Here is a 26,635-nt window from a genome sequence, read left to right as displayed (position 1 = left end):
GATTTTTTAACGTCAGTTTTTAGAATGTTGCATTTAAACCAAAAAGGAAAGAACGGGTTTTAGGATAGAAATTGTTGTTATCTATACCTGGTGTAAGTCCGCCCATATTGATTTCCGGATCTATCCCCTTATACTTCGTAATCACGAACAGGTTATTACCGGATACGTATACACGTAATTTTTTGATATACTTATTTTCCATTGGTACTGTGTAACCGATGGTGGCATTATCCAATCGTAAGTAAGAACCATTTTCGAGGTAACGGCTGGAAATATAAGGTGCATTCAAATCTTTCATGGACTCCGTTTTGGAAGACTTAGGAAGATTGATCCCCTCTGCTTCATTCGGTGCATTCAGGTTAGCCAGGGTGGCATTCAGGATTTTATTACCGGATACGCCACGTACAAAAATGTTGGCGTCGAAATTATGCCAGGTGAAGCTGTTGCTCCAGCCGTAGGTAAAGGCCGGTTGAGCATCTCCACTGTATATACGGTCTGCCGCCACAGGGCCGGTTACCAGTTCGCCCTTCGCATTTTTGAACTGGGAAATGCCGGTCGCATTCTTGTCGGCATACTGCCACAGGTAGAAGGAACCCAGTGCATAACCGGCTTCTACACGTTGTGATTTATTATTGGTTTGTCCTCTTCCGCCCAGTTCTGCTGTTTCAATAAAATTCAGGGAGAAAATATCGTTGGAAAGTGACAGCACCCTATTTTTATTATGTGCGATGTTGGCAGAGGTATTCCAGGTAAAATGAGCGGTTTTTACAGGCACTGCGTTCACCTGGAACTCAATACCTTTATTGCTCATAGAACCTACGTTTGCCAGCATGGTACCCACAAAGTATTGTGTAGCCGGTACGTTATAAGAGTAAATCAGATCGGTGGTGCGTTTGTCGTAGTAATCCAATGCCATGCTCAAACGTCCTTTCATGGTGGTGAAATCCACACCGATGTTAGCCATGCCGGTACGTTCCCATTTCAGGTTCGGGTTGTCATTCTGCACAGGTCCGATAGCGTTGATCAATCTGCCGTCGTTGTAGAATTTACCGGTGATGTCGTAGCGCAGTGTAGCGATGAGCGGATCGAAGCCCAGTGAGTTACCGGTAACGCCGTAGCCTGCACGCAGTTTCAGGTCTTCTATCCAGGAAACACCGGAGAGGAAGTTTTCCTTACTGATTTTCCACGCAGCGGAAGCAGCGGGGAAGATACCCCAGCGGTTGTTGGCACCAAAGGCAGAAGAACCGTCTCTTCTTACAGAGGCCATAAAGAGATACTTATCGTTGAACTGGTAATTCGCCCTTGCATAGAAGGAGATGAAGCGCAGGGTCTGGATACGGGTACTACCAAAATTTGGCTGGAAGGTACCATCCGGGCTGCCAAGTCCGAGGTTGTCACCCTGGGTAGCATCAGACACAAATCCCTGGTTGGAGGTCTGGAATCCGTCGCCACGACGGTCTTCCTGCCAGGAATAACCTGCCAGTAAACGCAGGTCATGTCTGCCGAACAATACGTCGTAGTTGAAGTAATTTTCCAGTACTTTCCGGGTATTCGTATAGGCGCTGCGGGTAGCACGTCCTTTTACGCCCTGTGCCAGACCGGAAGCGCGGTTGTTGTAAATATCGCGGTTGATCTGCTCATCCTGCATGGAAAGGTTCAGCGTATAACGCAGTCCTGGCAGCAGTTTCAATTCAGCGCGGGCATTTCCCAACATGATTTTGTTTTTGGTGCGGTCGCTGTTATTATTGATGAGAGATAACGGATTCAGGTAATTACGTGTACGGGAGAAATCTTCTTTATAGGTGCCATCCGGGTTAAAGATATTCACGGTAGGCATGTAATTCAGCATATTCATAAATACCAGTTCCGGGATCTGGTTCTGTGTGCTTAAACTGTTGCTGATAGACAGGTTCAGCTTTAACAGGTCGTTGAAGGCACGTTGCTCAAGGTTGGCTCTTACGTTGAGTCTTTCGAGAGATGATTTCTGCATGATACCATTATTCTGCAGGTAATTCACACTACCATCGAATACTGTTTTTTCGTTACCACCACCGAAGGAAATGTTATGGCTATGCGATAAACCGTTGCGGGTCACCAGCTTTTGCCAGTCGTTATTCGCTTTATCATCGTAAGCAGGTGTGATGGCTTTTCCATTATCTTTCAGATAGGCCGTGAGCTCATCACCGGACATCATTTGAATGGCGTTGGAGATATGCTCCGTAGCGGCGTAAGCGTTATAGCTTACCCAGCTTTGTCCGGCTTTGGCGCGTTTGGTAGTGATCATGATCACCCCGTTGGCAGCACGGGCACCGTAGATAGCCGTGGAAGCCGCATCTTTGAGTACATCCATCGATACGATGTCTGAAGGCGATACCAGCTGAATGTTGGCGCCGGGTACTCCGTCGATAACATAGAAAGGTTGCTGTGCTTCCCCGTCGCGGAAAGTGGATGGTCCCCTGAGTATCACCGCTGGTGTGGCATTGGGATCACCGCTGCGGGTAATATTCAGACCGGGTACTTTACCCTGTAACAGCTGTTCGGGAGAGTTGAATACACCAGAGTTAAAGTTTTCTGCACCTACATGGGATACCGCGCCAGTGAGATCGCCTTTGGTAGTTTGGCCGTAACCTACCACCACCACGCTGTTCAACAGGCTCGCATCTGATTTTAGTTTTATACGCAGTTGTTGCTGGCCATTCAGTACCAGGCGAACAGCTTTATATCCGAGAGAAGAAAGCACGAGGGTATCTCCTGAAACATCGGCCTGCAGGGAGAATCCACCCTGTGCATTGGTGATGCTGCCCTGTGTATTTCCTTTTACCACCACACTTACGCCAGGTAAGGCGGCGCCGGTTTCTTCATCGGTAACGGTACCGTTGACAGTGGTTTTTACTTTTTCCTTTTTAATGATGTAAACCCCTTCTGTAGCGGAAAACTGGAACCCGCTTCCTTTCAGTAAAGTACGCAGTACTTCTTCCACCGACTGTGAACGGAAGTCCTGTGCTTTTACTGTCAGGTTTTTGATTAATGCCGCATCAAAAACAATATCGGCGCTGCTTTGTTTTTGCAGCATTTTCAGGGCGTCTGCCAGCGGACCTGCGGTAACATGCAGTTCCTGCACGATCCTTGCTTTTTGCTGGGCTTTAACGCTACCACATAGGGATAGCATGAGCGCTACAAGGAATATCTGTTTCACAGAAATCCTTGTACGCAGATGAGTACTACGTACATTCATAACCAGATGTTTTTTAATTTCAGTTCAGGGAATAAATATTTATTGGTCTATGGTGTAATTTCCTGCACCCGCAGGTTTAATTTTCAGCTGATGATCCGTTAGATCGTCCAGGACATTGATGATCTGCGTAATCGTTAAATGCATGGAGAGCGACCCGGTGATTTGCCTGTACAGTGGCTTCTTAACGTGGAACTTCACCGGATAGTAATTCTCCAGCAACAACAGGGCATCGGCTACAGGCATGTTATCAAATACGATTTTGTCCTGTTTCCAGCCATTGCTATCTGCGAACGACACGGTAGATTGTGAAAAAGTATAGCCGTTTCTGTTAATCTGCAATAATTGATTAGCCGTTAATAATCCTAACACTTCTTTATTTTTACTCACACTTATTTTCCCCGTGCTTACCCCTATTTCCATTAACTGATGCGGATATGCCCTGATATGGAAGGAAGTACCCAGTACCTGCACCTCCAAACTATCGGTGCTTACGCTGAAAGGTTGGTTGGTGGCGGGAGCAATATCAAAAAATGCTTCTCCCGATACCAGTTCTACCTGCCGTGTGGATGTAAAATGATCCGGATATTTCAACACAGCATTGGCTCCCAGCCAGATCCGGCTACTATCCGGCAGCAACAGCATTTTTTTCTCCCCGATGGCGGTGCGCATTTCCAGCCAGGCGATTTTCCGGGAAGACCAGCTATTCAGCATCCACCAGCTGCCAGCTCCCAGCATTACTAAAACAGCAGCGGCAGCCGACCATTTTTTCCAGATAGGGAACACCTTTGTGGTTTGTCCGGTCCGCTGTTTAATAGCGGCCAGGATTTCCAGGCGCAGCTGCTCCCTGCTTTGGGCATCCCTTTCTGCACCAGGACGGGCATCTTCGGCCAATACATCCAGCCAGTTATGGAGCAATTGCTCTTCTTCCGGGGTAGCTTTGCTATCCAGGTACTTATTGATGAGTGCTTTTATTTTTGACCGGATCAAGGTGTGGTGTTTATGACTAAGTTGCACACCTCTTCCATTTTAACTATCCGGATACCCGGCTTAACATTAAGGTAACACTGGAGGGGGAAAAATCAGAGGAACATCAGCAGCCGGTTCAGCATAGGACGGGCTTTTTTATAGGCATTGCCCAGTTGGTTACGCACCGTTTGCTCGGCCGTACCATGCATCATCGCTATTTCGCGGATGCTCAGTTCATCAAAATGATACCATTCAAATACCTGGCGCTCTTTTTCAGGTAAATGCTGCAGGTCTTGCTGCAATTGGTTCAGCAGGTCTTTATGAATCAGGGAATTGAGGGTCAGTTCCGAACGGAGTTCACTATGGGTAATGAATTTCTCCAGGTGCTTCTCTTTTAATCCGTCATCACGGAATTTACACAGGATCTGTTTCCTTACAGCGCTAAACAGGTAATAACGGATATGGGTATGCAATTCCAGCCGGGCCCTGCGCTCCCAGATGCTGGCAAACAAATCTTGAATAATATCCTGTGCATCCTCTTCACTCCCGGTTACTTTTGCCGCATAGGTGTACAGTTCCTCCCAGTAAGTGTTGAAAATCAGCTCAAATAATTTAAAATCACCAGTACGTAGCCGATGAATAAGATCAACGGGGAATTGTTCAGGCATATAAAAGTATATGGCCTAAAAATAGAGCAGGTTTTTAAAAGAAAAAACGGGGTAACAAAAATATAGCGAAGTATTAATATAAGGCTTAAAGAAAGCACGTTTCTTTAAGCCGTAAGTATCCTAATTGTTATATTATCTTATTTACTGATATCAAGTTGCTTTGAACCGTCCATCTGGATGGCATAACGGAAAGACATATAGCCTGTCTTATTGTCCCGGTTAGGGTCGGCCGGACTGTCTTTATAAACACTGGTGATTTGCAGTTTGGCGTATTTGCCTTTGGCTGTTTTCACCAGCACGGTACGGGGTAGCGTGTATACAATATGCGTTTTTTTGGTGTTGCCGGGAAACAGGGCGCCATAAAAATCGTAGTAAGCATAGCCGTTACCCGTCCCCATGAAATGATCCAGTCCTATATAATCATTACTTACAAAATCCGTTTCCGGAATGGTCACCGTTTTCACCGCGTTAAAAGATACGTCAAACAGGTTCGCAGCAATAGGGATCTTCACCGGCTGCAGCTTCACGGGATCAAAAGCGGCTTCCGCATCTTTATCCAGCACCAGGTACACGGCTCCCTGACCAGGACCACCGAAACCGGGACTGTTAGGCGCTTTCCCGTTATTGGGTGCAATGCTGCTGTTATAGATGCCCGTGAAAGCAATGTCCCAGTTCGCCGTTTGCGCCTGCGACGCCGGGATGATCTTATTATACTCCAGGCTATAATAAATAGTAGCAGCATTAATAGCAGAAGTGGCGGAAGTATCTGCCACCATGTTATTGATAGTGTACACACCGGTTTTCACTACTTCTCCGGCAGGAGGATTCACCTCCGGAGGTGTTTTATCATCATTGCTTTTAGAGCAGGCTGCCAACAGGCATACTACGGCAACGGCTATCGGAAAAGTAAATTTCATATGAATTCAGTTTTGAGCATGAGTTTAATTGGCAGGAGTAGCCAGGTTCCGGCTGCCATCTTCCTGTAAAAAATAACGGATGGTAAAATAAGGCGCCGGCCAGAGCAGATCTGTAACAGCAGGCGGGTTACCCTTGTACATGCTGATTAATTCCAGCTTGGCAAACTTACCATCAGCAGTACGCACTACGAAGGTGCGGTTAGGCATAGCCCGGGCGAGATGCGTAGTAAGACTGTAAAAATACCAGCCCTTATCGGATGGTAACGGATAGCCATCCCAACCAATGCTCACCAGGTCGTTTGATTTAAAATATTCGTCGTCCGGCGCTGTGGAAACATCTGCGTAGGGCTTGTCGTATAATACGATGGCGCCCACTCCACTGCCACCTTTACCGGGACTCCTGTTTTTGGTACCATTATTTACAATCACCAGCGAATTATACAGGTCTGTAAATGCCAGGTCCCAGCTATTACTCTGGCGGTTAGCCAGTGAAGTATCCCATGATTGTCTCCCCGTTTTAAAACTGAAAAGAAAAGTGGCAAACGGCTTTTTCTCTTTGCCATCTATCCCATCGCCTACGGAAGCCCGGGTATCGCCCGCCATATCATAGATCACGGTGCTTTTTCCATCTTCATAATTCTTCTTCGGAGTGTTATTATCGTCTTTTTTACACGCCGCCATTCCTGCGATCAGGGCCACAATGGCTACTACTCTTAATTTCATGGTGATGATGTTTTAATTACTTAAAAAAACGCCAGGAAATGCCTGCCATGATGATCCGTCCCGGCTGGGCAGGCATCAGCATATCCGTATAGCCCAGCACGTTATCAGCGGTAATCTGTACCGATAGATGCCGGTTAAAAAGTTTCTTTTCCAGGGAAGCAAACAATAGATAGTAGCCTTCCACAAACGTATCGTAGCGATCAATAAACCGGTTACCATTGGCATCATCAAATCCGTATTTGCCACGGTAATTCATCCTGCAGGATGCCGTAATGCCCCAGGGCGCATATTCATAGAATACCCGCAGGTTCATCATATGCCGGGAACGGTTCTCCAGGCCGAAATAATCGGATACCACAGAGGGGCGCGACTCTCCGGTATTGTTATTCCGGATGGTATTATAAGGCCAGGTACCTGCTTTGATAGCAGCTGTTACGCTCCGGTCCTTTGCATAGAGCAACTGGTAACCGGCGCTTACATCCAGCCCTTCCAGCGGCTTCCAGCCGATGCTGGCTTCCAGGCCCGTCATATACGCCCGGTCCAGGTTCATATAGGAAAATACCTGCTGGTAATTGGTTTTGGTAGCTACCTGTATAGTATTGATCAGGTTGTGTACATCGTGGTAAAAGCCATTCACATCCAGCCGGATAGCCGCAGGTAAACTAACGGTAACGCCTACGTTATAAGACACGGATGTTTCTGCCTTTAATTGTTGGGCAATCAGATCTGCCACCGGCCTGATCTCGCTGATCTGACCTGCTTTCTGCATATCCTTCAGCGCGGATGCCAGCACCGTGGCTCCCAGTACGGTATATCCCTGCTGCGGATTGGTAAATATCTGGTACCGCTCTTTAAAATCAGGTGTTTTAAAACCTGTACCCAGGGAGGCTTTCAGCGTAATACGTGCTACAGGTGTATACCTTAAACCAATACTTGGATTCAGGCGCCCGCCAAAATTATTATGATGATCATATCTCACACCTGCCAATGCACTAAAGTTGTCCCGTGGTTTCCAGTCGAGCTGTGTATAACCAAATGCGCCGGTCATATTGCCAACGTCACGGTAATTCACATTGTTCATCGTTTCCAGGGTGCCCCCGGCGCCCGCAGTCAGCGACCAGGCATGTAACAGTTCTTTCGCCACCTGCACTTCCGCACGGTGCAGGTATTGGGTAAATACATTCTGTGCGTTCAGTACACCTGCTTCTGTGAGTGTGGTTTGCTGATCGGAACTGTAACGGGTCAGGTAATACTGCGTTTTCATTCTCGTGCCGCCCTTGAAATGGGTGTTCAGCAACAGGGAAGCATTCATATCGCCTTCATCGAGTACATCACGGCTGGTATGCAGATCGTCTTTACCAAAGCTGTTTACAGAAACGGAACGGCGGTGAGCATAACGACCGGAAAAGCTGAGCGTTGAAGCAGGACTGAGGGCGTAACGCGCGCGTCCCTGCAGGGAAAAACTGTTGTAGGGCGGCGCGGTAGCGCCCCGGGTGAGATAAGGATTTACGCTGAAGCCATCCGTATGATAATAGTTGGCAGACAGGTAAGCGGCGCCCTTCCCTTTGTTGATAGGTGTTTCGCCTTCCAGTGTAGCATCTGCATTATTCATGGAGCCATAGCGGAAGGCAGCCAGTGCCTGCGCCTTCTGAATACTTTGACGGGTAACAATATTAATAACGCCGGCCAGCGCTTCACTTCCAAATAAACTGGAGGAAGCGCCTTTAACGATTTCAATTCTTTCTATATCGGAAACAGTGATGCGCGACAGGTCAAAGTCGCCGGCATTACGTCCTATCATGGGTTGCCCATCGATCAGGATCATGGTATAGGCAGAACTGAATCCCTGCATCTGTAATCCTACGGCCCTGGATCCACCTTTAATATCGTTTACAACAGCAAGTCCCGTTTGCTCCCGCAATACTTCATCGAGGCGGCGGCTGCCCATCATATCGATGGCTTTGCGGTCGATGATAGTCACCGGCATGGCGGCTTTACTCACCAGGCTTTCTGCGGCTGCTTTAGTGGCAGTTACTTCCACACTGCGCAGATTATGCGGTGCTTTGCTGCTGTCGGTCTGTGCTTTTGCCAGCAGGCAGGCACAACAACCTATACAGATAAAAATGAGTGGACGATAAAACATTCCCGGAGTGCATTAATTTTATTCAGTGACAATGATCGGCGATTCTATACTGTAGTAATTCGAATAACGGTAGTACAGATCTTCTATCGCGATACCTCCTGCGTACGTACCTGCGGGCACACTGGCGGGTAAGCGCAGCGTCACGGATGTAGCGGTATTGCTGATCACCTCCAGATCGAACTGGTTCACAAAATCCGGCATGATCAGGGCAGCTGTTACCTTGTTTAAATATTTTCCTTTCAGGGTAAAGGTCTGGCCACGTTTCAGCGTGAGGTTACCATAATCTTCCAGCTCCGGTTCATGCTCGCGGTAGTACAGATCCGTTTTACCGGTGAAACTGAAGCTGCCTGTTTCCAGGAACATCCTGTATTTACCGGTATCAAGTACTGCCGGCATCGTATAATAAATCCTTTCGCGGGTAATGGAATCAATAATGAGGGGTACTTTTTTCCCGGCGCCTGAAATAACAGATAAGTGGGTACGGCTGCTGTCCCTGATCACGTACAGGGCATCCAGTTTATCTTTATAACCGGGGCCAATAAAGCTGTACCAGTCATTTTGCAGGGCCGTTACAACAGGGGTGGGTTGTACGGAAACAATGCGGATTTTATAGATAACAGTTGATCCATCCTGTGCGGTAACCGTGTAGGAGGTAGCGCTGCTTAAGGCCACTTTCGCGCCACTGGCAGGCTTTACGGCCGCCTGGTCAGATACGGTGATCTGGGGCGTTATTTCGGTGGGCATTTGCTGTTCAAAGGGCCAGTATACGATGATATCCTGTCCGTCGATGGCAGCGCTCAATGACTGACCATTGCCATAAGGAATATTAAAGGAAGTGATTTCGCTATAGGGGAGTTTTGCATTCTCTTTTGTACAGGCACTTAGCAGCAACAGACAACCCGCAAAAAAATATTTGTTCAAAGTATTCATTTTATAATAATTTTATCCATAATACCTGTACCGGCCTGCATTACATTACACTTTCCGAGGGTGCGATGAAGTGAGAAGGGCCGGTACTTTTTTTATTGTAACCGTTCGTAATCGAATGACAGATAAGGAATAGGCTCTGTACCGGTAGGACTGGCAGGCATATCTTTATAGATACTGAGCATCTTTATCTTGTAGATTTCTGTAACGGTAGTACCCACTGTTTTGTAGGCAATGATCGTTCTGCCTGCTACTGGTAATACTTTATGATTATCGTTGAAGAAGTAGTTGTACCAACCGATGGTAGTACCATTGTTGTAACCTACTTTGTTAGCTGTTACGGCACTGGAAACAGACACGGCATTGAGAGCAGTGATACTGGCATAGGTGGCAGTTGCAGCATCTACATACTTCAGTGTGAATCCGTTTATACCATTGATATCCGCGTTAAAATAGCCATTGAACTGTAACGCACGTGAAGAACTCGTAGCGCCAACAATGGACTCCGTACTGAGGCTGTAATAAAATGGCGCCGGAGTAGACGGAGGAATAATACTATCGCTTTTAAGGTTACGCACCTGTGCAGTATCGCCGGCGCCTACAGCGCGGGCCAGGGTTACACCGCCGCCGATTTCTTGTTTGGACAGATTGCTATTGGAAAGTTGCTGCAGGGATTGATCTGCGTTTTCTTTCCGGCAGGCAGTGGCTATGAGGGCAACCAATGCAACAGCTGCTACTTTTTTCAATAAACTAGTCATGTTTTCAAGGAATTTATTTATGATAAAATGCTGATACGGACAGGCCGATGCAGGCACTATGGATCTTAGGGTATCTGTTTGATGAAGACAGGGTTTTTCAGCTTCACCGTTTTGCTGAAACAGGTTACCCTGACAGCATACTTACCGGATGGCAAGGCGTTGGAATCCGGAGGAATAGAACCGGTAAAGTTTTTATAGCCAATAGGATTATACGATTTTGTTTCCAGCGTAAATCCTTTCCCCTGCTCATTCACGAGTGTAATAAAATTAGTTTTGAAATTCGGGATCAGGTTATCACCTGCTACCCCGATGATTTCGCTTTCCGACTTATGCTTATGCGTGAGGGTAAACGGTTTCGCAGGATCGGTGGTAATTTCATTTACAGTAATTTCCGGTTGTTGGCCATCTATCCGTAACTTATAGTTAGCAGTACTACCGTCTTTTGCTTTCACAGTATATGTCATCGCGCTATCCATGGCTTGCTTAACCGCCCAGTTCTGGATAAATGTATTACTGGCAGGTGTAACGGTAGCGCCGGCAGGAATTTTGATTTCCGGCTGCAGCGACAACAGTGCGGTATAGTAAGGGATATACAGGACGATTGTGGCATCCTTATGATTGATCACACCTTGCACAGGACCATCTGCCGCATTGGTCACAGCAAATTGCAGTATCCGGTTTTCCGGCAACGGCGGAGCATCTTCCGTTTTCTTACAGGCATGCAACAAAGCACTACCCGCTGCACATAACATCAGCGATTTAATAGTTGATATACCGATTTTCATTTTCGTATAGTCGTTATTGTTAAATTCTGGAATAAGGGGGCTCCGCCCGTCTTTGCGGAGCAGCTATCAGTAATTGATTAAAAAATTAAATACTTATTTCGGGTTTGTTTACGGGCGGAGTATGAATAAGCAATGCAAAAATAAATGTCGGAAACGAAATAAGCAGATCGGATCGGGAAAAAATATTATCCTTTTTGTAACGACAACTTTGTCAATAGTTTACGCCATTCAGGAAGTTCAGGAATGCCTGGTTTACGCTTTCCGAAAAATTGTACAATCATTTCTCCGGCAGCATCAAATACCTCCAGGGAAGTTACTCCGCCCTCTGCTGGCTTGTCTACCACCCAGCAATGTGCGATATCTGTTGTTTTGAGATGCAGGTTAAAATCAGGATCCATCACATTGATCCAACCCGGAATTTCCAGTATCTTTTGTACCGCACCGGTATGTATTTCGATATTACCATGATTCCCTACAAACACCATGATCTCTAAACCGGTAGCAGCCGCATCTTCCAGGATTACTTTCACACTATTGTTATCTACCTTGCGCGTATAGGTGCCTTCCGCTGCCTCTACGGCCTGTAATCGCCCTGCGCGGTGCTTCATCAGCATGGGGAAAAAATCGTGGGTATCTTTCAGGGCTGCCCAGTCGGCCAGAAATTTCTCTTTATCGATGTGCGTTGCTGTGGGAGGCGGTGCCGGCGCAGGCGTTACCGTTATCTCATCCGGTTGTTCGGTAGCTATAAACTCCGCTACCAGCGCATCCCATGCCTCCACATCTGTTTCCGGCTGTGCATAGATCTTAATGATCGCATCCCCGGCGCTGTCAAACACCTGCAGCGACTTCTTAAAACCGGTAGCGGCATCCTCATCCAGTGCAAAGCCATATGTCCATTTATTGATAAACATCCGCAGATCAATATCTTTTCCTAATACAATACCTACATGTTTATTATCTGTACTTACATTTTCAAAAATGCCCTTCCGTTCTATCACACAGCTTTCGTTGCGTGTTAACACCATCACCCTTCCAAGTGCAGGCATTTTCAGCAACAGGGAACGGTAATCATTTTGCAGATGTTTCACCTGCGGCCCCGTACAGGAAGCCACCAGCTGGGCTTCGCTCACTTTCAGTGCTTTGGCGGCATCACGTATGCGCACTTTTGGATGTTCCTGCTGGTAGGCCAGCCATTGTGTTTTAAGCGGAGAAATAATTGCTTCCATTTTCTGTTATTTTTTTTGAGAGATGAGTGTGATTGAGTGTCATAATGATGGGATGATCACAGGCAGGATGTTCCAATACCTGTACATCTATATCAAAGCAGTGGCGGATATTGGCAGCAGTGAGTACCACCTCCGTTGTTCCTGCCGCGTAAATACTGCCTTTATGCAGCATAAAAATGCGATCTGCCCAGGCAGCGGCCAGGTGAAAATCATGGAGCACCGCTACTACCAGTACACCATGCTCCGCCAGTTCCGCAGCCAGTTGCAACGCCAGCTGCTGATGACGTATGTCCATTCCCGTTACCGGTTCATCGAGTAGTAATATTTTGCCATCAACGCCACCGTCCAGCTGCGGCGCTTCCAGTAGTTGCGCCAATACACGGGCCATATGCACACGCTGTTGCTGACCACCGGAAAGGGTAGTCCAGGCACGGTCACGCAGTTCATACACCTGGAGGGTATGCATGGCATAGTCCACTATCGCCTTATCCACCGTCTCCTTTTCTCCATATACATACCGCCCCATTTTCACCAGTTCACTTACCGTAAAAGGTAAATGCAGCTGAATACGCTGCGATAATACCGCCCGTTGCCGGGCCTGTTCTGCGGTAGTCAGCTCCCGCAAAGGATTCCCGCCTAGCAATACGCTACCGGTATAATGCGGGTATTCCCCGGCCAGTACTTTCAGCAACGTAGATTTTCCTGCGCCGTTGGCACCCATGATCACGCAGCATTCCCCGGCTTTCGCCTGGAAACTCACCTGGTGAAGAATCCGGTGACCGCCCAGCGACAGCGACAGTTCTTGTACATCCAGCATCATAGCAGTAAGGATCTTTTTTCTTTTAAGATGAGCCATATAAAAAAGGGCGCCCCCAGCATAGCGGTAATAATACCTACCGGCAATTCCGCCGGCGCTGCAATCGTTCTGCTGAAAAGATCTGCCACCGTTAATAAAATTGCGCCGGACAAAGCCGCACATGGAAACAACAGCCGGTAAGACGGCCCTGTAAACTGCCGGACGATATGCGGGATCACCAATCCCACAAAACCAATCACACCGGCTACGGCCACACTTGCCGCCACCACCATAGTAGAGAGCAGCAATAATTTCATTTTAAGTGCCGATACATTTACACCGGTGTGCTTCGCTTCATTTTCCCCCAGTGCAAACACATCGAGTGCACCCGCCAGGCGCGGCAACAACAACAAGGGCAATACAATAAAAGGCGTTACCGCCAATACCGTTTGCCACGTAGCGCCACCCAAACTTCCCATGGTCCAGAAAATAATACTGCGCATCTGTTCATTGGTCGACACATACGCCATCAGCCACGTAAAAGACATACACAGGGCATTGAGCGCAATCCCGCCCAGCAGCATCATAGACACGATAGCACCGTTGCTGGTATGTGCAATCCGGATGATGAGCCAGGCAGCGATAAACGCGCCGCAAAAGGCCGCTATATTCATCGCGTAATAATGTACCCATCCCGTGTTCAGCCAGAGCGGCAACGATGCCTGGAATACAATGATTAGTACCGCGCCTACAGAAGCGCCGGAGCTGATACCGATCAGCCCCGGATCTGCCATCGGGTTGCGGAATAATCCCTGTAAGGCGGCGCCGGCCATCGACAGGCCAGCACCGATCAGTACGGCCAGCACTACTCTTGGCAGCCGGATCACCAGTAACACAGCGGCTGTGCTGCTGTCGTAGCTTACCGGCAACGTAATACCGGCTTTCTGCAACAGGATGGCCAATACCTGCAGCGGCGGAATATGCATAGCGCCGGTACCGGTAGCCACCAGCACTACCATGATTAAGAGTAGTGCCAGCAGTCCGACAGCACCGGCGTGCTTCATTATTTTCTTCAAAGTGTTGTATTTATCCGCTGATCTTTTGTGAAAGTTCCTTTACCGCCGTTATTACACGCGGACTGAATCCGGTCAGCAACTGCCCGTCCATTACAATCACTTTCTTATTTTTTCCGGCGCTGGTTTGTGCTACGCCCGGCACTTTCAGCAGGCCGTCTACCCCACCCAGGCTTTGCAGTCCGGTATCAAACAACAGGATCACATCCGGATTGGCGGCTACGAGGGCTTCTGCGGTAAGTGGCTTGAAATCATTGAACCCGTTGGCGGCATTTTTTGCACCGGCCAGGGCAATCATTTTATCCATCGGAGTAGCTTCCCCGGCTACCATCATGGTACCTGCACCACGGGCATAAATGAATAATACCTTTTTATTTTGTGGTACTATTTTCAGGGCCGCCTGTTGCTGATCCAGTTGTTTGCACAGCTGTGCGCCCTTGTCCGCCACCTTTAAAGCAGCAGCAATCTGGGTGATCAGTTTTTTGGTACCGGCCACCGAATATTCCTGTTCCACGATCAGGTGTTTGATCCCTACGTTTTCAAACTGTGACAATACTGCCGGGCTGAGAAAGTTGGTGGTGGAAATAATCATATCGGGTTGCAGCGCCAGCACAGGCTCAGCAGTGATGTTGCGGTTGTGTCCTACTTTAGGCACTTTATCCATAGCAGCAGGCCAGGTACTGGTTACATCCACGCCTACAATCTGCTGCTGAAAACCAAGGTCGCACAGGATTTCTGTAACGGTACCATTCAGTGATACAATCCTTTTAGCGGCTGTTGATTGCGCACTAACGCTTACGCTTATATGAAAGCATAGCAGGAGCAATACGGTGCTCCACCGTAACTTGAGTTGCATAAATAAGTGTATTTTTTAAGAGTAGCGAATGGGCTTCTTGTGTGGTAAACTGATACGTAAAAAAATGGTTGCCCTACCCGGGATAGGGCAACCACGGCCCGCAGGAACAATCTTTACTCCGCCATGTTCCCGAAGGTTAATTTTGAAAGGACACAATGATCCCTTCTGACAGGTGCGTTGCTTAAGGCGCCTGCCAATATCTTTAACGAGAATGATTAATAAGGTGATGAAAACACAGACTACATCATGGGTCATGAAGCGTCTATGCAATAACTTTTAGCGGAGTAATTATTTGCTGAAACAAACTTACGTCATAAAATTGTAACCAAATAATCAAATCGGGAAATTTTATGACAAATCGGGAAATTCTAAAAATAAATTAGTTCGTTGTTCAACTAAATGTCCGTTTGCGTGTTTGTAAGTGCAGTTAAATTTATTTTTCATGGATTGGGATGAGCTACTGGACCCACTATCGCCAATATTTAAAGACACTATGCAGGAACAAACTAGAATTGTAAACTTACAGGACGGGCTGATTGCAGCCGCCCGGAAACTGGCAGAAGAAAACTATCCGGAACTCCGTAAAGCCACACCAGCTATACACAAGGCGCTGGACAGCGCCATTATCGGGCATTCCATTAAAATGTCGGTAGATATCAATAATGCCGTTGGCGGACAGGAAAAAGATGATTTTTTCCTTTAAGCAGCCTATTATTCTATTTTAAACGTCATTCTCTTCGTATTAATGCCGCCTACAATACCGTAGCCATCTGTAATATTGGTAAATACACGGGCAGGGTTACCCACGAGCGCATTCCCGGATTCCTTCTGGGCCGCCAGTGTATTGAAATATAAGTAGCTACTGCGGGTGAGGGCACTTACTTCTACGGTAATGTCACCATCCCCCGTAAGGGGATCAGCAGTTTGCAGTACGAAGTTGACAGGTTTACCATTAAAGCGCTCATCGCTCATGATCAGGCTGTTGTAGTTACCCTTGGAAAAGAAGTCTACCAGGTTGTTATTAAAAGCAGGATCCAGCCTGAAAAGCAGGAAGGTTACCTGTCCGCTGCCAGCATCCGTTCTGTAGATCCTGATCCGGTAATAATCGGCGGAAGCTGCGCGGTCTTTCAACGTAAACTGCACCCGGTTACTATTACGTTGCGCAGTAGCAGCATTCGCCAGCGGAGCAGCTACCAGTGTATCCGTACCCGTTACCGGCTTTAATCCCGGTGCGGTAACGGCTACCCGGTATTGTTGCCCCAGCACTGCCTTCTCACCGGAAACATAGTAAGAGAGTCCTTTAATCGTCTGTAACTGCAAAGGAAGTGATACACCATTGGCAGTAAGACTCACTGCTGCATCCGGAATATCCTTATACCCCGCATCATCAAATACCTTCGAGGGCACACTGCGCGTTACCCGGATGTACACCACACTATCCGGCTGAATCAGGCTGTTCACTACAATCTTATCGCCTTCATAAGGCAACTGGATTTCTACCTTTTTCTCACATGCATTCAAAAGCATGGATAACCCGAACGCACCTACGATAAAATAGCTCTTCCTCATCTCGCTAAAATTTAATAGAATAAGTGATACTTGGCAGAATTGGCAGAATCGTCAATTTCGACAGGTACCTTTTCTGCGCTTCCGCATCTTCACTGATTAAATATAAAAACGGATTCTTCCTGTTATACACATTAAACACACTCAGGTTCCAGCTCCTGGACCAACGCTTCTTCTGCTTATTCCAGGTAATACCCACATCCATCCGGTGTACCGCCTGTCCCCGGTAGTTGTTCCAGTTATCAAAACGATCTACACCAGGCGTACCAGGCGAAGGATCCCAGGGAGAAGCATTCCCGCCACCCGCATAACTCGCCACCGGCAAAGTAATCGGCGTTCCGCTGTTAAAATGCCAGGAAGCGGAAAATTCCCAATGCCGCCCTAACTGTTGTACCAGTACAAATTCTATATCATGCCGGTGATCATACTTGTAAGGATAGATTTCACCATTGTTGATGCCGGGGAAACGGCGCTCAGACCACGACAACGTATACCCGATCCACCCGGTAGTGCTTCCCTTTTTCTTTTGCAACATCACTTCTGCACCATAACTCCAACCTTTCCCAACAGTTACATTCTCATCCCAGCGGGAGCCCAGCGGACTGATAATACCATTCGTTTCTTTATTTTCAATCATATTGGACATCGACTTGTAATAGCCCTCCAATGTAAATTCATATTTCAGGTTGGAAGAAGTCTTACCCACGCCCAATGCAATCTGTTTGGAAAACAAAGGCGCTACCCGCTGCGTAGAAGGCACCCAGATATCCGTAGGCAACGTATTTCCATTGCTCGACAACAAGTGGATATACTGGTTCATATGCGTGTAAGCCGCCTTCACCGCCCAATTGCGGGGCAATACATAACGTAGTCCCAGCCTGGGTTGCAGCGAATAATAAAAACGGCCCTCCACCAGGAAGCCGGAAGCATGCACACCAATGCTCGCAAAAAGATCCGGCTTTATCTGCCAGTCATCCTCTGCATACAACGACAACTCCAGTCCTCTTACCCGCAACGACGCATCCAACGTATCCAGCGGCGTTACCGGGCTGTCTTTATCTTCAAAAGAGGCATTACCGGGTTTAAAATTATGCATGGTGGTAATTGCCCCAAAACGCACAGAATGCCGTGGATTGGGCCGGAAATCAAAATCTATCCTGCCTCCGCTGTTCGTCATCACAGAATTATATGTGCCATACATATCCGATTTCTCCCCGGAAGTTGGCAGCACATACTTATGCTCATACTCTGTGAAAAATTCATATTGTGAAAAATTCAGGGAGATATTGGAAAACAAACGCGGACCATAAATATGATTCCATCGTATAGCCGCAATAGTGTTGCCCCAGCCCAGCTGAAACTTGCTGCTTTCACCAAGATACTGCCCGGGATTATGCACATAGGTACTGTCATCTACCGTCTGTTTAATCGACAGGTTATCTTCCCCTCTGTAAAAACTCAGGAACACGCGGTCCTTCGGCGAAAAAATGTGGTTTACTTTTGCATTGACATCATAAAAATAAGCCTGAAAATCGCCGCCCACGCCCAGTGAATTATCCGACTGCAACGCTGCATTCAACAACAGATCCGGGTAAGAGCGGCGGGCAGATAGCATGAACGATGTTTTATCTTTGACAATAGGCCCTTCTATATTAAACTTGGCGGCGATAAGCCCGATAGAGGCATCGCCATGGTATTCCTTCATATCGCCTTCCTTCATGGCAATATCTACCACGGAAGATATTCTTCCGCCGAAACGCGCCGGGAAAGCGCCTTTATACAGGTCCGTAGTTTTTACCACATTGGCATTCAGTAAGGAGTACACACCAAAAAAGTGAGAGAAATTAAATACCGGCGTACCATCTATCAGCACCAGGTTCTGATCCGGCCCGCCACCCCGTACATACAAGCCACCGGCGCCATCGGAGCCTCCGCTTACACCAGGCAGCGATTGCAACGTACGCATCACATCCACTTCCCCGAGTAAGCGGGGCATAGACTGCACTTCCGATGCATTCAGCTTTACCTTGCTCATCTGCGTCTGTTCCTGGAGCTTACTGTTTTCTTTCGCACTGATCACCACCTCTTTCAGGCTGCCAAGTGGCTGAAGCGTAACATTCAGCAGATGATCCCCTTTGTCGGGCACCCGCTGCAAATGTGGCTGATAGCCGACGTAAGACACTACCAGGCTGTTGGTATCTTTCACTGTGGTTAAACTAAAGAAACCATATTGATTGGTGGTAGTACCCTGTTTGAGTGCAGGCGCATATACGGTAGCACCAATAAGATTTTCGCCGCTGCTGGCATCTTTGATATACCCGCTGATGGTACGGGTGCTGCGTTCGGCAGGCAACAGCACGATCTGTTCACCCACGCGGGTAAACCGGATATCGTCGGGGGAAAACAGTTCGTCCAGTAATTTTTTCAGGCGTTGCTGATGGGCTGTTAACGTAACCTTGCGGGACAGATTGACCAGTTCCCGGCTATAGGAAAAATGAATGCCATATTCTTTTTCCAGTATTCCACATACCACCTCTAAAGGCTGGTCCTTCACTACTACCGTTACCTTTGTTTGCCAGTCCCACCCGAAAGCCTGCAGGGGGAAACATAATATAAATATTCCCGTCAGCAGTTTTAAGGCTAACGACATAGTATTCTTAAATTGAAAGTGTGAGCATCCCTTTAAGCGTGCAACGCTTAAAAGCTATTTTAATTTGTATTGACGGTCGTTTACTTTCTCGTAGTGTGCATTCAACATGAGCGCGAGCGACTTCATCACATCTTCTGTTGATTCACCGGTAAAGTCGGCACGGACAGGCAATTTCAGCAGATCCGTATCCATTACTTCCACTTTGATATCGTATACTTCTGTGATGGTATGTAATACTTCTTCCAGCGGGGTATCCTGGAAAGACAAAGATCTTTTTCCCATATCCGTTACGTGAGACGCAATGCGGAAGGCGGGTCTGTCATTATCTTTCTGCAGCAGCATTCCGTCTGTGAGCAGCACGCTATCCTGCTTATCATGATCTATCACCATTACTTTACCATTGCTCACATGCACTTTGAGTGTAGCGGCGCCGGGTTGGTAGTCGATCATAAAGCGGGTACCGAGTACTTTTACTTCGTTGTGCCCCAGGGTGATCACAAATGGATTGGCAGCACTGCCTTTTACATCAAAAGAAGCGGTACCTGTCAGCGTCACTTTCCGGTTCTTTTCATTAAAGCCCCTGGCCACTTCAAGTTTCGCACCATCAGACAACTGCACGTTACTACCATCGGTTAAGGTGGTATGTACCGGACCTGCATAAACTTCCTGGGGCTTGTTGCCCAACAGGAACCACCATCCGGCGCCCAAAGCGATCAGCAGTACGGCGGCAATTTTCAGCCAGGTAAAGCGTGGTTTGGACCGGATAGCAATCAATGCCGGTTTGTCGTCCATTTTTTCCTGCAACTGCGACCAGGCATACGGAGTATCTGCGGCTACCGTTTTTTCATTGGCGGCAGCAGTATCCAGTACTTTCCCCAGTGAAACCAGCAGGGCCATATTACCGGGATCTGCTTCTTTCCATGTTTCCACCCACGCACGCTCTTCCGTATCTGCTTCATCCAGCAGATACTTGCAGAGCAAGGTATACAGTGCCTCATCGGGCATTGCCTCGTTGGGAAAAGATGGTGTCATCAGTTGTTGTAAGTTTTTACAGTCATCGCCCTCGTGGGCGGCAATATAGTAATAAGACGCATGGGAAATAATGAAGCCCCTATGCGACCGTAAATATTTTTAAAATAAGAAGCCTGTCAGCAGTGGCAGGTATTCTTTCAATTCCTGGTGGAGGATCTTCAGGGCCTTGCCCATCTGGTTTTCCACCGTTTTAACGGAAATATTCATCGCTTCCGCGATTTCCGCGTACTTCATATGCTGCTGGCGGCTGAGCACAAATACTTCGCGGCAGCGCTCCGGCAACCTTTCAAGTGCCTGACGGTACAGCTGCTCCAGTTCCTTTACTTCTTCCCCTGCGCTGATCGTCGTATCCTTTACCTTGCTGTAACCGGTCTCCTTTTCTGAGCGCACAACATCCTTGCGCCATTGGCTAATGGCGGTATTACGGATGGCAGAAAACAGGTATGCTTTCACCGGCCCTGTGATGGTAATCGTTTCCCGTTTTTCCCACAACCGCAGGAACACCTGTTGTACGATCTCCTCCGCTACATGGGAATCGCCCGTGTAGTGGGTAGCAAAGGCCAGGCAATGCGCATGGTTTTCCTTAAATAATGCTTCAAATGTTTGGAGCTCCAGCATGATGAGCCGCAAATATAATAAGGTTTTTTATTCCGGCAGCCTTTGTCTTGCCCCGAATACGGCGGATTATGCCGATAACAGCGATTTTAACTTTTTTGATTTTTAAAAAGGCCACCAGCTTTGCTCCCAATCGGGTAATGCTTATCTTTGCCCCGCAATGTACAACCTGATCAAAAACTTCCTTTTCCGCTATCCGCCGGAAAGTATTCACCACAGCGTTATGCGTGGAATGAAGACAATTTATTCCCTGCCACTGGGCAAGAATGTTCTGAACGCCTTCTGCGGCGTAAAAACAAAAGGACTGGAACGCGAAATATTCGGACTGAAATTCTCCAATCCGGTAGGATTGGCCGCCGGTTTCGATAAAGACGCCAAATACATTGATGAACTGGCCTGCCTGGGTTTCGGATTTGTGGAAATCGGGACGGTTACTCCCCTGGCACAAGCCGGTAATGAGCTGCCACGCCTCTTTCGTCTGCCGGAAGACAAAGCCCTCATCAACCGGATGGGTTTTAACAATGAAGGTGCTGCCGCCGCTGCCAAAAGATTACAACGCAAAAAATCCAATATCATCGTAGGTGGTAACATCGGGAAAAATAAACTGACCCCGAACGAAGATGCTGTGAGCGACTACGAAAAATGCTTTCACGCCCTGTACGACGTGGTAGACTATTTCGTAGTGAACGTAAGTTCTCCCAATACCCCCAACCTGCGCGCCCTCCAGGAAAAAGAGCCGTTAAAGCAACTGCTGCACCACCTGCAGGTACTGAACTCGCAGAAAGTAAAACCAAAACCCATCTTACTCAAAATAGCGCCAGACCTCACTACCGAACAACTCGATGATATCATCGAAATTGTACGGGAAACGAAGCTGGCCGGTATTGTAGCTACCAATACCACCATCAGCCGCGCGGGACTAAAAACCCCTGCCGCCACCATCACCGATATCGGCGCCGGTGGCCTCAGCGGCTTGCCCGTAAAAAGGAAAGCCACAGAAGTGATCCGCTATATCCATACCCACAGCCAGGGCAGTATTCCCATTATTGCAGTGGGCGGTATTTTCACGGCAGAAGATGCCCAGGAGAAACTGGATGCCGGTGCTTCACTGGTACAGGTATATACCGGTTTCATCTACGAAGGCCCCACTATCGTAAAGCAGATCTGCGCAGGATTACGTCAATAACTCCTGTAAAAAATATAAAAGGAAAAGGCCGGAAGATGTTCCGGCCTTTTTTTATGCGTTACCGCCAATAATTACCTGATCACAAAAAATCGAATACTGCCATCACCATGAAAAAGACGAGAAAAGCCTGATTATAAACCCCTATCAGGGTAACCAATGGTTCACACAAGAGCATTTAACCAACCAGTAAATCTATCCCAGGACAAGACAACCTATTCCAGTATCCAAGATATAGATAACAGCTATCTTATAGGTATGGGGTATATGGCGCTGAACTATATTTTAGATATGGCTTATATAGGGCGGGGCTCTACCTCCCGGCCGGCCAGGGGACATAAAAAAACAGGTAAACGCATTGTGCGTTTACCTGTTTTTTTTTATATCGGGAGATAATGATCAGATGGTATTCATCAGGGTAACAGCCACCATTCCGGCTGTTTCTGTACGCAGACGGGTATTACCCAGTGAAACGGGTATAAAACCCTGTTCCAGCGCCAGTTTTATTTCATCAGGTGTAAAATCGCCTTCCGGCCCAATCAGTATCAGGGTATCCTTTCCAGGTTGCATGGTTTCCTGCAACGGACTTTTCTGCTCCGGTAAGCAGTGCGCAATAAGCCGTTGTGCATCTCTGTTATTTTTCACCAGCTTATCAAATGCCTGTGGCTCCTGCAATTCCGGTAAATAAAACTGCTGCGATTGCAGCATGGCCGATACCAGGATATTCTGCAATCTTTCTGCCTTGATCTTCTCCTTTTCCGTACGCTGGCTCACCAGTGGAATGATAGTCTGAATCCCGATTTCAGTGGCCTTTTCCAGGAACCATTCTATACGGGAAGCATTTTTGGTAAAGGCAATGGCAATGCGGAGCGAGCGCTCCGGCGCGGGCATTGTTTCCACGGATAATATTTTCACCACACATTTCTTGCGGTTATCGTCTGTAATCTCTGTGGTGAACTTATGCCCACGCCCATCTGCCAGCAGTACTTTATCGCCCTTTTCATGACGAAGTACCTGGATACAGTATTTGGATGTATCCTCATTCATCGTATATGCAGGAGCGTCGGTGAGCAGATCCGGCGCAAAAAAAACTGGCAAATCCATACTATTCTTTTGATGATATTGATTTGCGAAGATAAGAAGCGGTGTCCTCATCTTCGTTAATGTATTGCTGTGCGGATAACTTTTTTGTTTTGATATGAAAACGCACAAACAGCAGTACGGAAGCGGTCAGCAAACCGAGCAACAGCGCCCACCATACGCCTTCTACGCCATAGCCGAGGGTAATACCCAGGAAATAGCCCAAAGGAATACCCAGTACCCAATATGCCAGCAGGGTGATCACGGTAGGTACGCGCACATCGCCCAATCCGCGCAGGATGCCTAATCCTACTACCTGCATTCCGTCAAACAACTGGAAGAAGGCAGCAATGATCAGCAGGCGGGAAGCGATCAGGATCACCTGTGGATCCTGGATATAGAAGGAGGGCAGCAGGTGATTGCCCAGGGTGAACAACAAGGCCGCGCCCCCCATCAGCAACAGCACCATGTGGTAGCTGGCGATGGCCGACAAACGCAATTCCCCGAAGTTCTTTTTACCAAAGTTATTACCGCTTTTGATGCCGGCTGCGGCGGAAATACCACTGGCCATCATATAGGTCATAGCCGCCAGGCTGAGTGCAATCTGGTGTGCGGCCAGTTCTGCGGCGCCCATCCAGCCTACCATTACGGCGGCGCCACTGAAAGCGCTCACTTCAAACAGGTATTGCATGGCCACCGGCGTACCGATACCCAGTATTTTTTTAATGGCCGCTGCTTTCAGGTTCCTGAAGCCGAACGACTGCAGGTAAGGCTTGAAGCGGGGAGCCCGGAGCACATAAAATGCCATGGTGATCCCCATGATCAACCGGTCGGTAAAGGTGGCAATACCCACCCCGATCACCCCCATTTTGGGCATACCGAATAAACCATATACCAGCGTGATACCGATCGCAATATTCAGGAGATTACCAACAATACTGATGTTCATGGCCTGACGGGTGAAGCCGAGTCCTTCTGCAAACTGCTTGAAGGAGAGGAACAACATCAAGGGGATAAAGGAAAAACCAAGGTAACGCAGGAAGGGGCGGGCCTGATCTCCTACATCGCCCTCCTGGTGCAGGAACGACAAATGACTGCTGCCCACATAAATAACGGCAGATAACAATATACCTACCACCATATTAATGATCAGGCTGTGACTGAGCAGGTGCCCGATAGCCCCCTTGTTACCGCGTCCGTTTTCCTGTGCAATAAGCGGGGTTAGCCCATACGACATCCCGATACCGGCCACCATGAATACGGAGAACAACCCGTTCCCCAGTGACACGGCGGCGAGGGGTACTTTCCCGGTATGGCCGATAATAATACTATCCGATAATGCTACTAAGGTATGTCCCAGCTGGGAAATAACTACAGGATAGGCTAAGCTGAAATTGTCTTTGTAATGACCTTTGTATTTTAAATACAGTTGTTTCATTGATTGCGCTATTATTTGGTGTTTGCGGGGTTTTCATCTTACAAAAACCCATAAAAAAAGCCGGCGATCTTTGCGATGCCGGCTTTAGCTAATATCTTTTATGTGCTAAAATGGAGCATCTTCAAATCCTTCGTCGAAGTTCATGTCGTTCATCTTGGATCCCTTCTGTATGTACAGTTTCGCTTCGTCATTGCCGCCGCCGCCTTGCTGTGGCCGGGTGATCCCTGCGGAATAACTGTTGCCGCCACCAGGGTTATCGATACTGCCATCATCTTCAAAACGCTGGAATTCCAGTACGGCTCTTAATCGGATGGTATCCAGCTGACCATTACGGTGCTTGGCTATACGAACGTGGGTTTCACCTTTATTGGATTCGCCCATTTCATTGGTGTTGATTTCATAATACTCAGGACGATACAGGAACATTACCATGTCCGCATCCTGCTCGATGGCGCCCGATTCACGGAGGTCACTCAGCTGCGGCATCTTGTTACCGTCCTTACGTTTTTCCACATCACGGCTCAACTGTGAGAGGGCGATCACCGGTACCTGTAACTCCTTTGCCAGTCCTTTCAGGTCGCGGGAAATCTTACTGATCTCCTGTTCACGGTTGGACCCTTTACCATCGCTGCTGCCGCTCATGAGCTGGAGGTAGTCGATGATGATAACGCCTACACCGTGATTGTGAACCAGTCGACGGCATTTGGCGCGTAATTCAAAGATGTTGAGGGCCGGGGTATCATCGATGAAGATGGGTGCTTTTGCCAGGCGTTCGATACCGTGGGTCATCAGCTTCTTCATTTCATATTCCTCCAGTTTACCACGGGAGATCTTTTCCAGCTTTATTTCCGACTCGGCCGAGAGGATACGTTGTACAATCTGGCCGGAGGACATTTCCAAAGAGAATACCGCTGCACCTTTCGGGAAGCGGGGGTGAAGGGCCGCATTACGCGCCAGGTTCAGCGCGAAGGCGGTTTTACCCACAGAAGGACGGGCCGCTATGATGATCAGATCCGTAGACTGCCAGCCATAGGTTACCTTATCCAGTGAAGGGAAGCCCGAAGGCACCCCGGTGATATCATCTCCCTTGTTACGCAGGTCCTCGATACGCTTCATGGTGTTTACCAGTACGCGGTCGATGGAATCGTAGTTTTTACGGAGGTGATTATTGGTTACTTCAAACAATTTAGACTCGGCGCTGTCCAGCAGGTCGAATACATCGGCCGTGTCTTCATAAGACTCGGTGAGAATTTCACCCGAAATACGGATCAGTTCACGCTGAATAAATTTTTGAAGGATAATACGGGCATGTGCTTCGATATTTGCGGAAGACACCACCATGTTGGTGAGCTTCATAACGGTAAATGGTCCGCCGATCTGTTCCAGTGAGCCCATGGATTTCAGCTCTTCTGTTACGGTAAGGATATCCACCGGCATAGATTTGCCTGCCAGGCGGGTCATCGCACTAAAAATAATCTGGTGAGCTTCTACATAAAAACACTCCCCTTTCAATATCTCAATAACGGTGTCGAATGCACCTTTTTCCAGCATTACGGCTCCCAAAACAGCTTCTTCCAATTCTTTAGCCTGTGGTGGTATCTTGCCATACACCAAGGATGACACATCAATGGACGGTTTTCTGCGCACATTGCGGTCCTTCTTAAGATTGAGATCCATTTATGGTTAGTGTATTAAAAAAAGTTAATAAAAGGTTACTGTCAATGGGCCTTTCCAGTTGTTTTTACAATCGATTTATGCATTTTTCCCGCATTCATCAGGGGTATAGCTACTTTAAGAAATTGTAAACTTTTTCAAGCCGTACAAACTAAGGTAAAGGCATTTTTCCGATTAATACCCTCTCTTTAGTTATTATATTTATTAAGCTCCATACACAGGTTATACACATACAAAATGTCAGTTATCCACTGACAGGTATATGGTTATCCACTAAAACACCAGAAATTCCCATGCAAAGGTCCGATTATTCACACACATTGT

22 protein-coding genes are annotated in these 26,635 nt (G+C 47.7%); 2 read left to right on the top strand and 20 right to left on the bottom strand.

All coding sequences use genetic code 11. The features are described from left to right. Window positions 1-19: 19 nt before the first annotated feature. The 13 genes from BMW79_RS07260 to BMW79_RS07200 form a co-directional block, all read right to left on the bottom strand. Window positions 20-3,235 carry a SusC/RagA family TonB-linked outer membrane protein gene (locus BMW79_RS07260; protein WP_089892516.1) on the bottom strand — a complete coding sequence of 1,072 codons (3,216 nt, stop codon included), beginning with the start codon at window positions 3,233-3,235 and terminating at the stop codon, window positions 20-22. Between the two features lie 39 nt (window positions 3,236-3,274). Further along, the gene (locus tag BMW79_RS07255) at window positions 3,275-4,249 is read right to left on the bottom strand and encodes a FecR family protein (RefSeq protein ID WP_143059100.1); all 975 of its coding nucleotides are present in this window, start codon (window positions 4,247-4,249) and stop codon (window positions 3,275-3,277) included. A 65-nt stretch (window positions 4,250-4,314) separates the two neighbouring features. Beyond that, a complete protein-coding gene (locus BMW79_RS07250; protein WP_089892510.1) occupies window positions 4,315-4,869 on the bottom strand; it encodes an RNA polymerase sigma factor in 555 nt (184 codons plus the stop codon). Between the two features lie 137 nt (window positions 4,870-5,006). Next, on the bottom strand, window positions 5,007-5,786 hold the full coding sequence (locus BMW79_RS07245; RefSeq protein ID WP_089892507.1) for an HmuY family protein: 780 nt from the start codon (window positions 5,784-5,786) through the stop codon (window positions 5,007-5,009). Window positions 5,787-5,810: 24 nt separating this feature from the next. Beyond that, window positions 5,811-6,509, bottom strand: coding sequence for an HmuY family protein (locus BMW79_RS07240; RefSeq protein ID WP_089892505.1), 699 nt, complete (start codon window positions 6,507-6,509; stop codon window positions 5,811-5,813). A gap of 16 nt (window positions 6,510-6,525) precedes the next feature. Then, a complete protein-coding gene (locus BMW79_RS07235) occupies window positions 6,526-8,652 on the bottom strand; it encodes a TonB-dependent receptor plug domain-containing protein (RefSeq protein WP_089892502.1) in 2,127 nt (708 codons plus the stop codon). Between the two features lie 18 nt (window positions 8,653-8,670). Then, window positions 8,671-9,582 (bottom strand): hypothetical protein, encoded by a 912-nt coding sequence (locus BMW79_RS07230; RefSeq protein ID WP_089892499.1) that lies wholly within the window; start codon window positions 9,580-9,582, stop codon window positions 8,671-8,673. A 92-nt stretch (window positions 9,583-9,674) separates the two neighbouring features. Next, complete coding sequence (locus tag BMW79_RS07225; protein WP_089892496.1) at window positions 9,675-10,337, bottom strand: hypothetical protein; 663 nt, start codon at window positions 10,335-10,337, stop codon at window positions 9,675-9,677. Window positions 10,338-10,402: 65 nt separating this feature from the next. After that, entirely contained in the window at window positions 10,403-11,122 is a 720-nt protein-coding gene (locus tag BMW79_RS07220) for a hypothetical protein (RefSeq protein WP_089892492.1), read from the bottom strand. Between the two features lie 185 nt (window positions 11,123-11,307). Further along, a complete protein-coding gene (locus BMW79_RS07215) occupies window positions 11,308-12,348 on the bottom strand; it encodes a hemin-degrading factor (RefSeq protein ID WP_089892489.1) in 1,041 nt (346 codons plus the stop codon). Then, window positions 12,323-13,168 carry a heme ABC transporter ATP-binding protein gene (locus BMW79_RS07210; RefSeq protein WP_177192069.1) on the bottom strand — a complete coding sequence of 282 codons (846 nt, stop codon included), beginning with the start codon at window positions 13,166-13,168 and terminating at the stop codon, window positions 12,323-12,325. Before BMW79_RS07210 ends, BMW79_RS07215 begins: the two co-directional genes overlap by 26 nt. After that, window positions 13,165-14,220 carry a FecCD family ABC transporter permease gene (locus BMW79_RS07205; protein ID WP_143059099.1) on the bottom strand — a complete coding sequence of 352 codons (1,056 nt, stop codon included), beginning with the start codon at window positions 14,218-14,220 and terminating at the stop codon, window positions 13,165-13,167. Before BMW79_RS07205 ends, BMW79_RS07210 begins: the two co-directional genes overlap by 4 nt. Before the next feature lie 10 nt (window positions 14,221-14,230). Then, entirely contained in the window at window positions 14,231-15,073 is an 843-nt protein-coding gene (locus BMW79_RS07200) for a heme/hemin ABC transporter substrate-binding protein (RefSeq protein WP_089892480.1), read from the bottom strand. A gap of 442 nt (window positions 15,074-15,515) precedes the next feature. Here BMW79_RS07200 and BMW79_RS07195 point away from each other — a divergent pair, with 442 nt between their 5' ends. After that, a complete protein-coding gene (locus tag BMW79_RS07195; protein ID WP_143059098.1) occupies window positions 15,516-15,776 on the top strand; it encodes a hypothetical protein in 261 nt (86 codons plus the stop codon). 8 nt (window positions 15,777-15,784) lie between these two features. Here the strand turns inward: BMW79_RS07195 and BMW79_RS07190 are convergent, their stop codons facing one another. The 4 genes from BMW79_RS07190 to BMW79_RS07175 form a co-directional block, all read right to left on the bottom strand. Then, window positions 15,785-16,642 carry a DUF4249 domain-containing protein gene (locus BMW79_RS07190; RefSeq protein WP_089892474.1) on the bottom strand — a complete coding sequence of 286 codons (858 nt, stop codon included), beginning with the start codon at window positions 16,640-16,642 and terminating at the stop codon, window positions 15,785-15,787. A gap of 4 nt (window positions 16,643-16,646) precedes the next feature. Continuing rightward, the gene (locus tag BMW79_RS07185; RefSeq protein ID WP_089892471.1) at window positions 16,647-19,289 is read right to left on the bottom strand and encodes a TonB-dependent receptor; all 2,643 of its coding nucleotides are present in this window, start codon (window positions 19,287-19,289) and stop codon (window positions 16,647-16,649) included. Window positions 19,290-19,343: 54 nt separating this feature from the next. After that, window positions 19,344-20,321, bottom strand: a complete 978-nt coding sequence (locus tag BMW79_RS07180; RefSeq protein WP_089892468.1) for a FecR family protein — start codon at window positions 20,319-20,321, stop codon at window positions 19,344-19,346. Between the two features lie 99 nt (window positions 20,322-20,420). Beyond that, on the bottom strand, window positions 20,421-20,939 hold the full coding sequence (locus tag BMW79_RS07175; RefSeq protein ID WP_089892465.1) for an RNA polymerase sigma-70 factor: 519 nt from the start codon (window positions 20,937-20,939) through the stop codon (window positions 20,421-20,423). A gap of 157 nt (window positions 20,940-21,096) precedes the next feature. Here BMW79_RS07175 and BMW79_RS07170 point away from each other — a divergent pair, with 157 nt between their 5' ends. Beyond that, a complete protein-coding gene (locus BMW79_RS07170; RefSeq protein ID WP_089892462.1) occupies window positions 21,097-22,122 on the top strand; it encodes a quinone-dependent dihydroorotate dehydrogenase in 1,026 nt (341 codons plus the stop codon). A gap of 396 nt (window positions 22,123-22,518) precedes the next feature. Here BMW79_RS07170 and BMW79_RS07160 read toward each other — a convergent pair whose 3' ends face one another. From BMW79_RS07160 to dnaB, 3 genes are all read right to left on the bottom strand, one after another. After that, complete coding sequence (locus tag BMW79_RS07160) at window positions 22,519-23,223, bottom strand: 16S rRNA (uracil(1498)-N(3))-methyltransferase (protein WP_089892457.1); 705 nt, start codon at window positions 23,221-23,223, stop codon at window positions 22,519-22,521. 1 nt (window position 23,224) lies between these two features. Then, entirely contained in the window at window positions 23,225-24,637 is a 1,413-nt protein-coding gene (locus tag BMW79_RS07155) for an MATE family efflux transporter (protein ID WP_089892455.1), read from the bottom strand. 105 nt (window positions 24,638-24,742) lie between these two features. Next, window positions 24,743-26,314, bottom strand: coding sequence for a replicative DNA helicase (dnaB, locus tag BMW79_RS07150; RefSeq protein ID WP_089892451.1), 1,572 nt, complete (start codon window positions 26,312-26,314; stop codon window positions 24,743-24,745). Between the last annotated feature and the right edge of the window lie 321 nt (window positions 26,315-26,635).

The organism is Chitinophaga arvensicola, from assembly GCF_900110835.1.
In the GTDB taxonomy this organism is placed as follows: Bacteria; Bacteroidota; Bacteroidia; order Chitinophagales; family Chitinophagaceae; genus Chitinophaga; species Chitinophaga arvensicola.
The sequence above is the reverse complement of the archived record's forward strand: the minus strand, read 5'-3'. Positions and strand labels throughout refer to the sequence as shown.

What these genes read in the sequence shown, in the direction of transcription:
- BMW79_RS07260 (WP_089892516.1), bottom strand. Translation starts at nt 3,235, where the DNA reads ATGAATGTACGTAGTACTCATCTGCGTACAAGGATTTCTGTGAAACAG.
- BMW79_RS07250 (WP_089892510.1), bottom strand. Translation starts at nt 4,869, where the DNA reads ATGCCTGAACAATTCCCCGTTGATCTTATTCATCGGCTACGTACTGGT.
- BMW79_RS07245 (WP_089892507.1), bottom strand. Translation starts at nt 5,786, where the DNA reads ATGAAATTTACTTTTCCGATAGCCGTTGCCGTAGTATGCCTGTTGGCA.
- BMW79_RS07240 (WP_089892505.1), bottom strand. Translation starts at nt 6,509, where the DNA reads ATGAAATTAAGAGTAGTAGCCATTGTGGCCCTGATCGCAGGAATGGCG.
- BMW79_RS07235 (WP_089892502.1), bottom strand. Translation starts at nt 8,652, where the DNA reads ATGTTTTATCGTCCACTCATTTTTATCTGTATAGGTTGTTGTGCCTGC.
- BMW79_RS07230 (WP_089892499.1), bottom strand. Translation starts at nt 9,582, where the DNA reads ATGAATACTTTGAACAAATATTTTTTTGCGGGTTGTCTGTTGCTGCTA.
- BMW79_RS07225 (WP_089892496.1), bottom strand. Translation starts at nt 10,337, where the DNA reads ATGACTAGTTTATTGAAAAAAGTAGCAGCTGTTGCATTGGTTGCCCTC.
- BMW79_RS07220 (WP_089892492.1), bottom strand. Translation starts at nt 11,122, where the DNA reads ATGAAAATCGGTATATCAACTATTAAATCGCTGATGTTATGTGCAGCG.
- BMW79_RS07215 (WP_089892489.1), bottom strand. Translation starts at nt 12,348, where the DNA reads ATGGAAGCAATTATTTCTCCGCTTAAAACACAATGGCTGGCCTACCAG.
- BMW79_RS07210 (WP_177192069.1), bottom strand. Translation starts at nt 13,168, where the DNA reads ATGATGCTGGATGTACAAGAACTGTCGCTGTCGCTGGGCGGTCACCGG.
- BMW79_RS07200 (WP_089892480.1), bottom strand. Translation starts at nt 15,073, where the DNA reads ATGCAACTCAAGTTACGGTGGAGCACCGTATTGCTCCTGCTATGCTTT.
- BMW79_RS07195 (WP_143059098.1), top strand. Translation starts at nt 15,516, where the DNA reads ATGGATTGGGATGAGCTACTGGACCCACTATCGCCAATATTTAAAGAC.
- BMW79_RS07190 (WP_089892474.1), bottom strand. Translation starts at nt 16,642, where the DNA reads ATGAGGAAGAGCTATTTTATCGTAGGTGCGTTCGGGTTATCCATGCTT.
- BMW79_RS07185 (WP_089892471.1), bottom strand. Translation starts at nt 19,289, where the DNA reads ATGTCGTTAGCCTTAAAACTGCTGACGGGAATATTTATATTATGTTTC.
- BMW79_RS07180 (WP_089892468.1), bottom strand. Translation starts at nt 20,321, where the DNA reads ATGACACCATCTTTTCCCAACGAGGCAATGCCCGATGAGGCACTGTAT.
- BMW79_RS07175 (WP_089892465.1), bottom strand. Translation starts at nt 20,939, where the DNA reads ATGCTGGAGCTCCAAACATTTGAAGCATTATTTAAGGAAAACCATGCG.
- BMW79_RS07170 (WP_089892462.1), top strand. Translation starts at nt 21,097, where the DNA reads ATGTACAACCTGATCAAAAACTTCCTTTTCCGCTATCCGCCGGAAAGT.
- BMW79_RS07160 (WP_089892457.1), bottom strand. Translation starts at nt 23,223, where the DNA reads ATGGATTTGCCAGTTTTTTTTGCGCCGGATCTGCTCACCGACGCTCCT.
- BMW79_RS07155 (WP_089892455.1), bottom strand. Translation starts at nt 24,637, where the DNA reads ATGAAACAACTGTATTTAAAATACAAAGGTCATTACAAAGACAATTTC.
- dnaB (WP_089892451.1), bottom strand. Translation starts at nt 26,314, where the DNA reads ATGGATCTCAATCTTAAGAAGGACCGCAATGTGCGCAGAAAACCGTCC.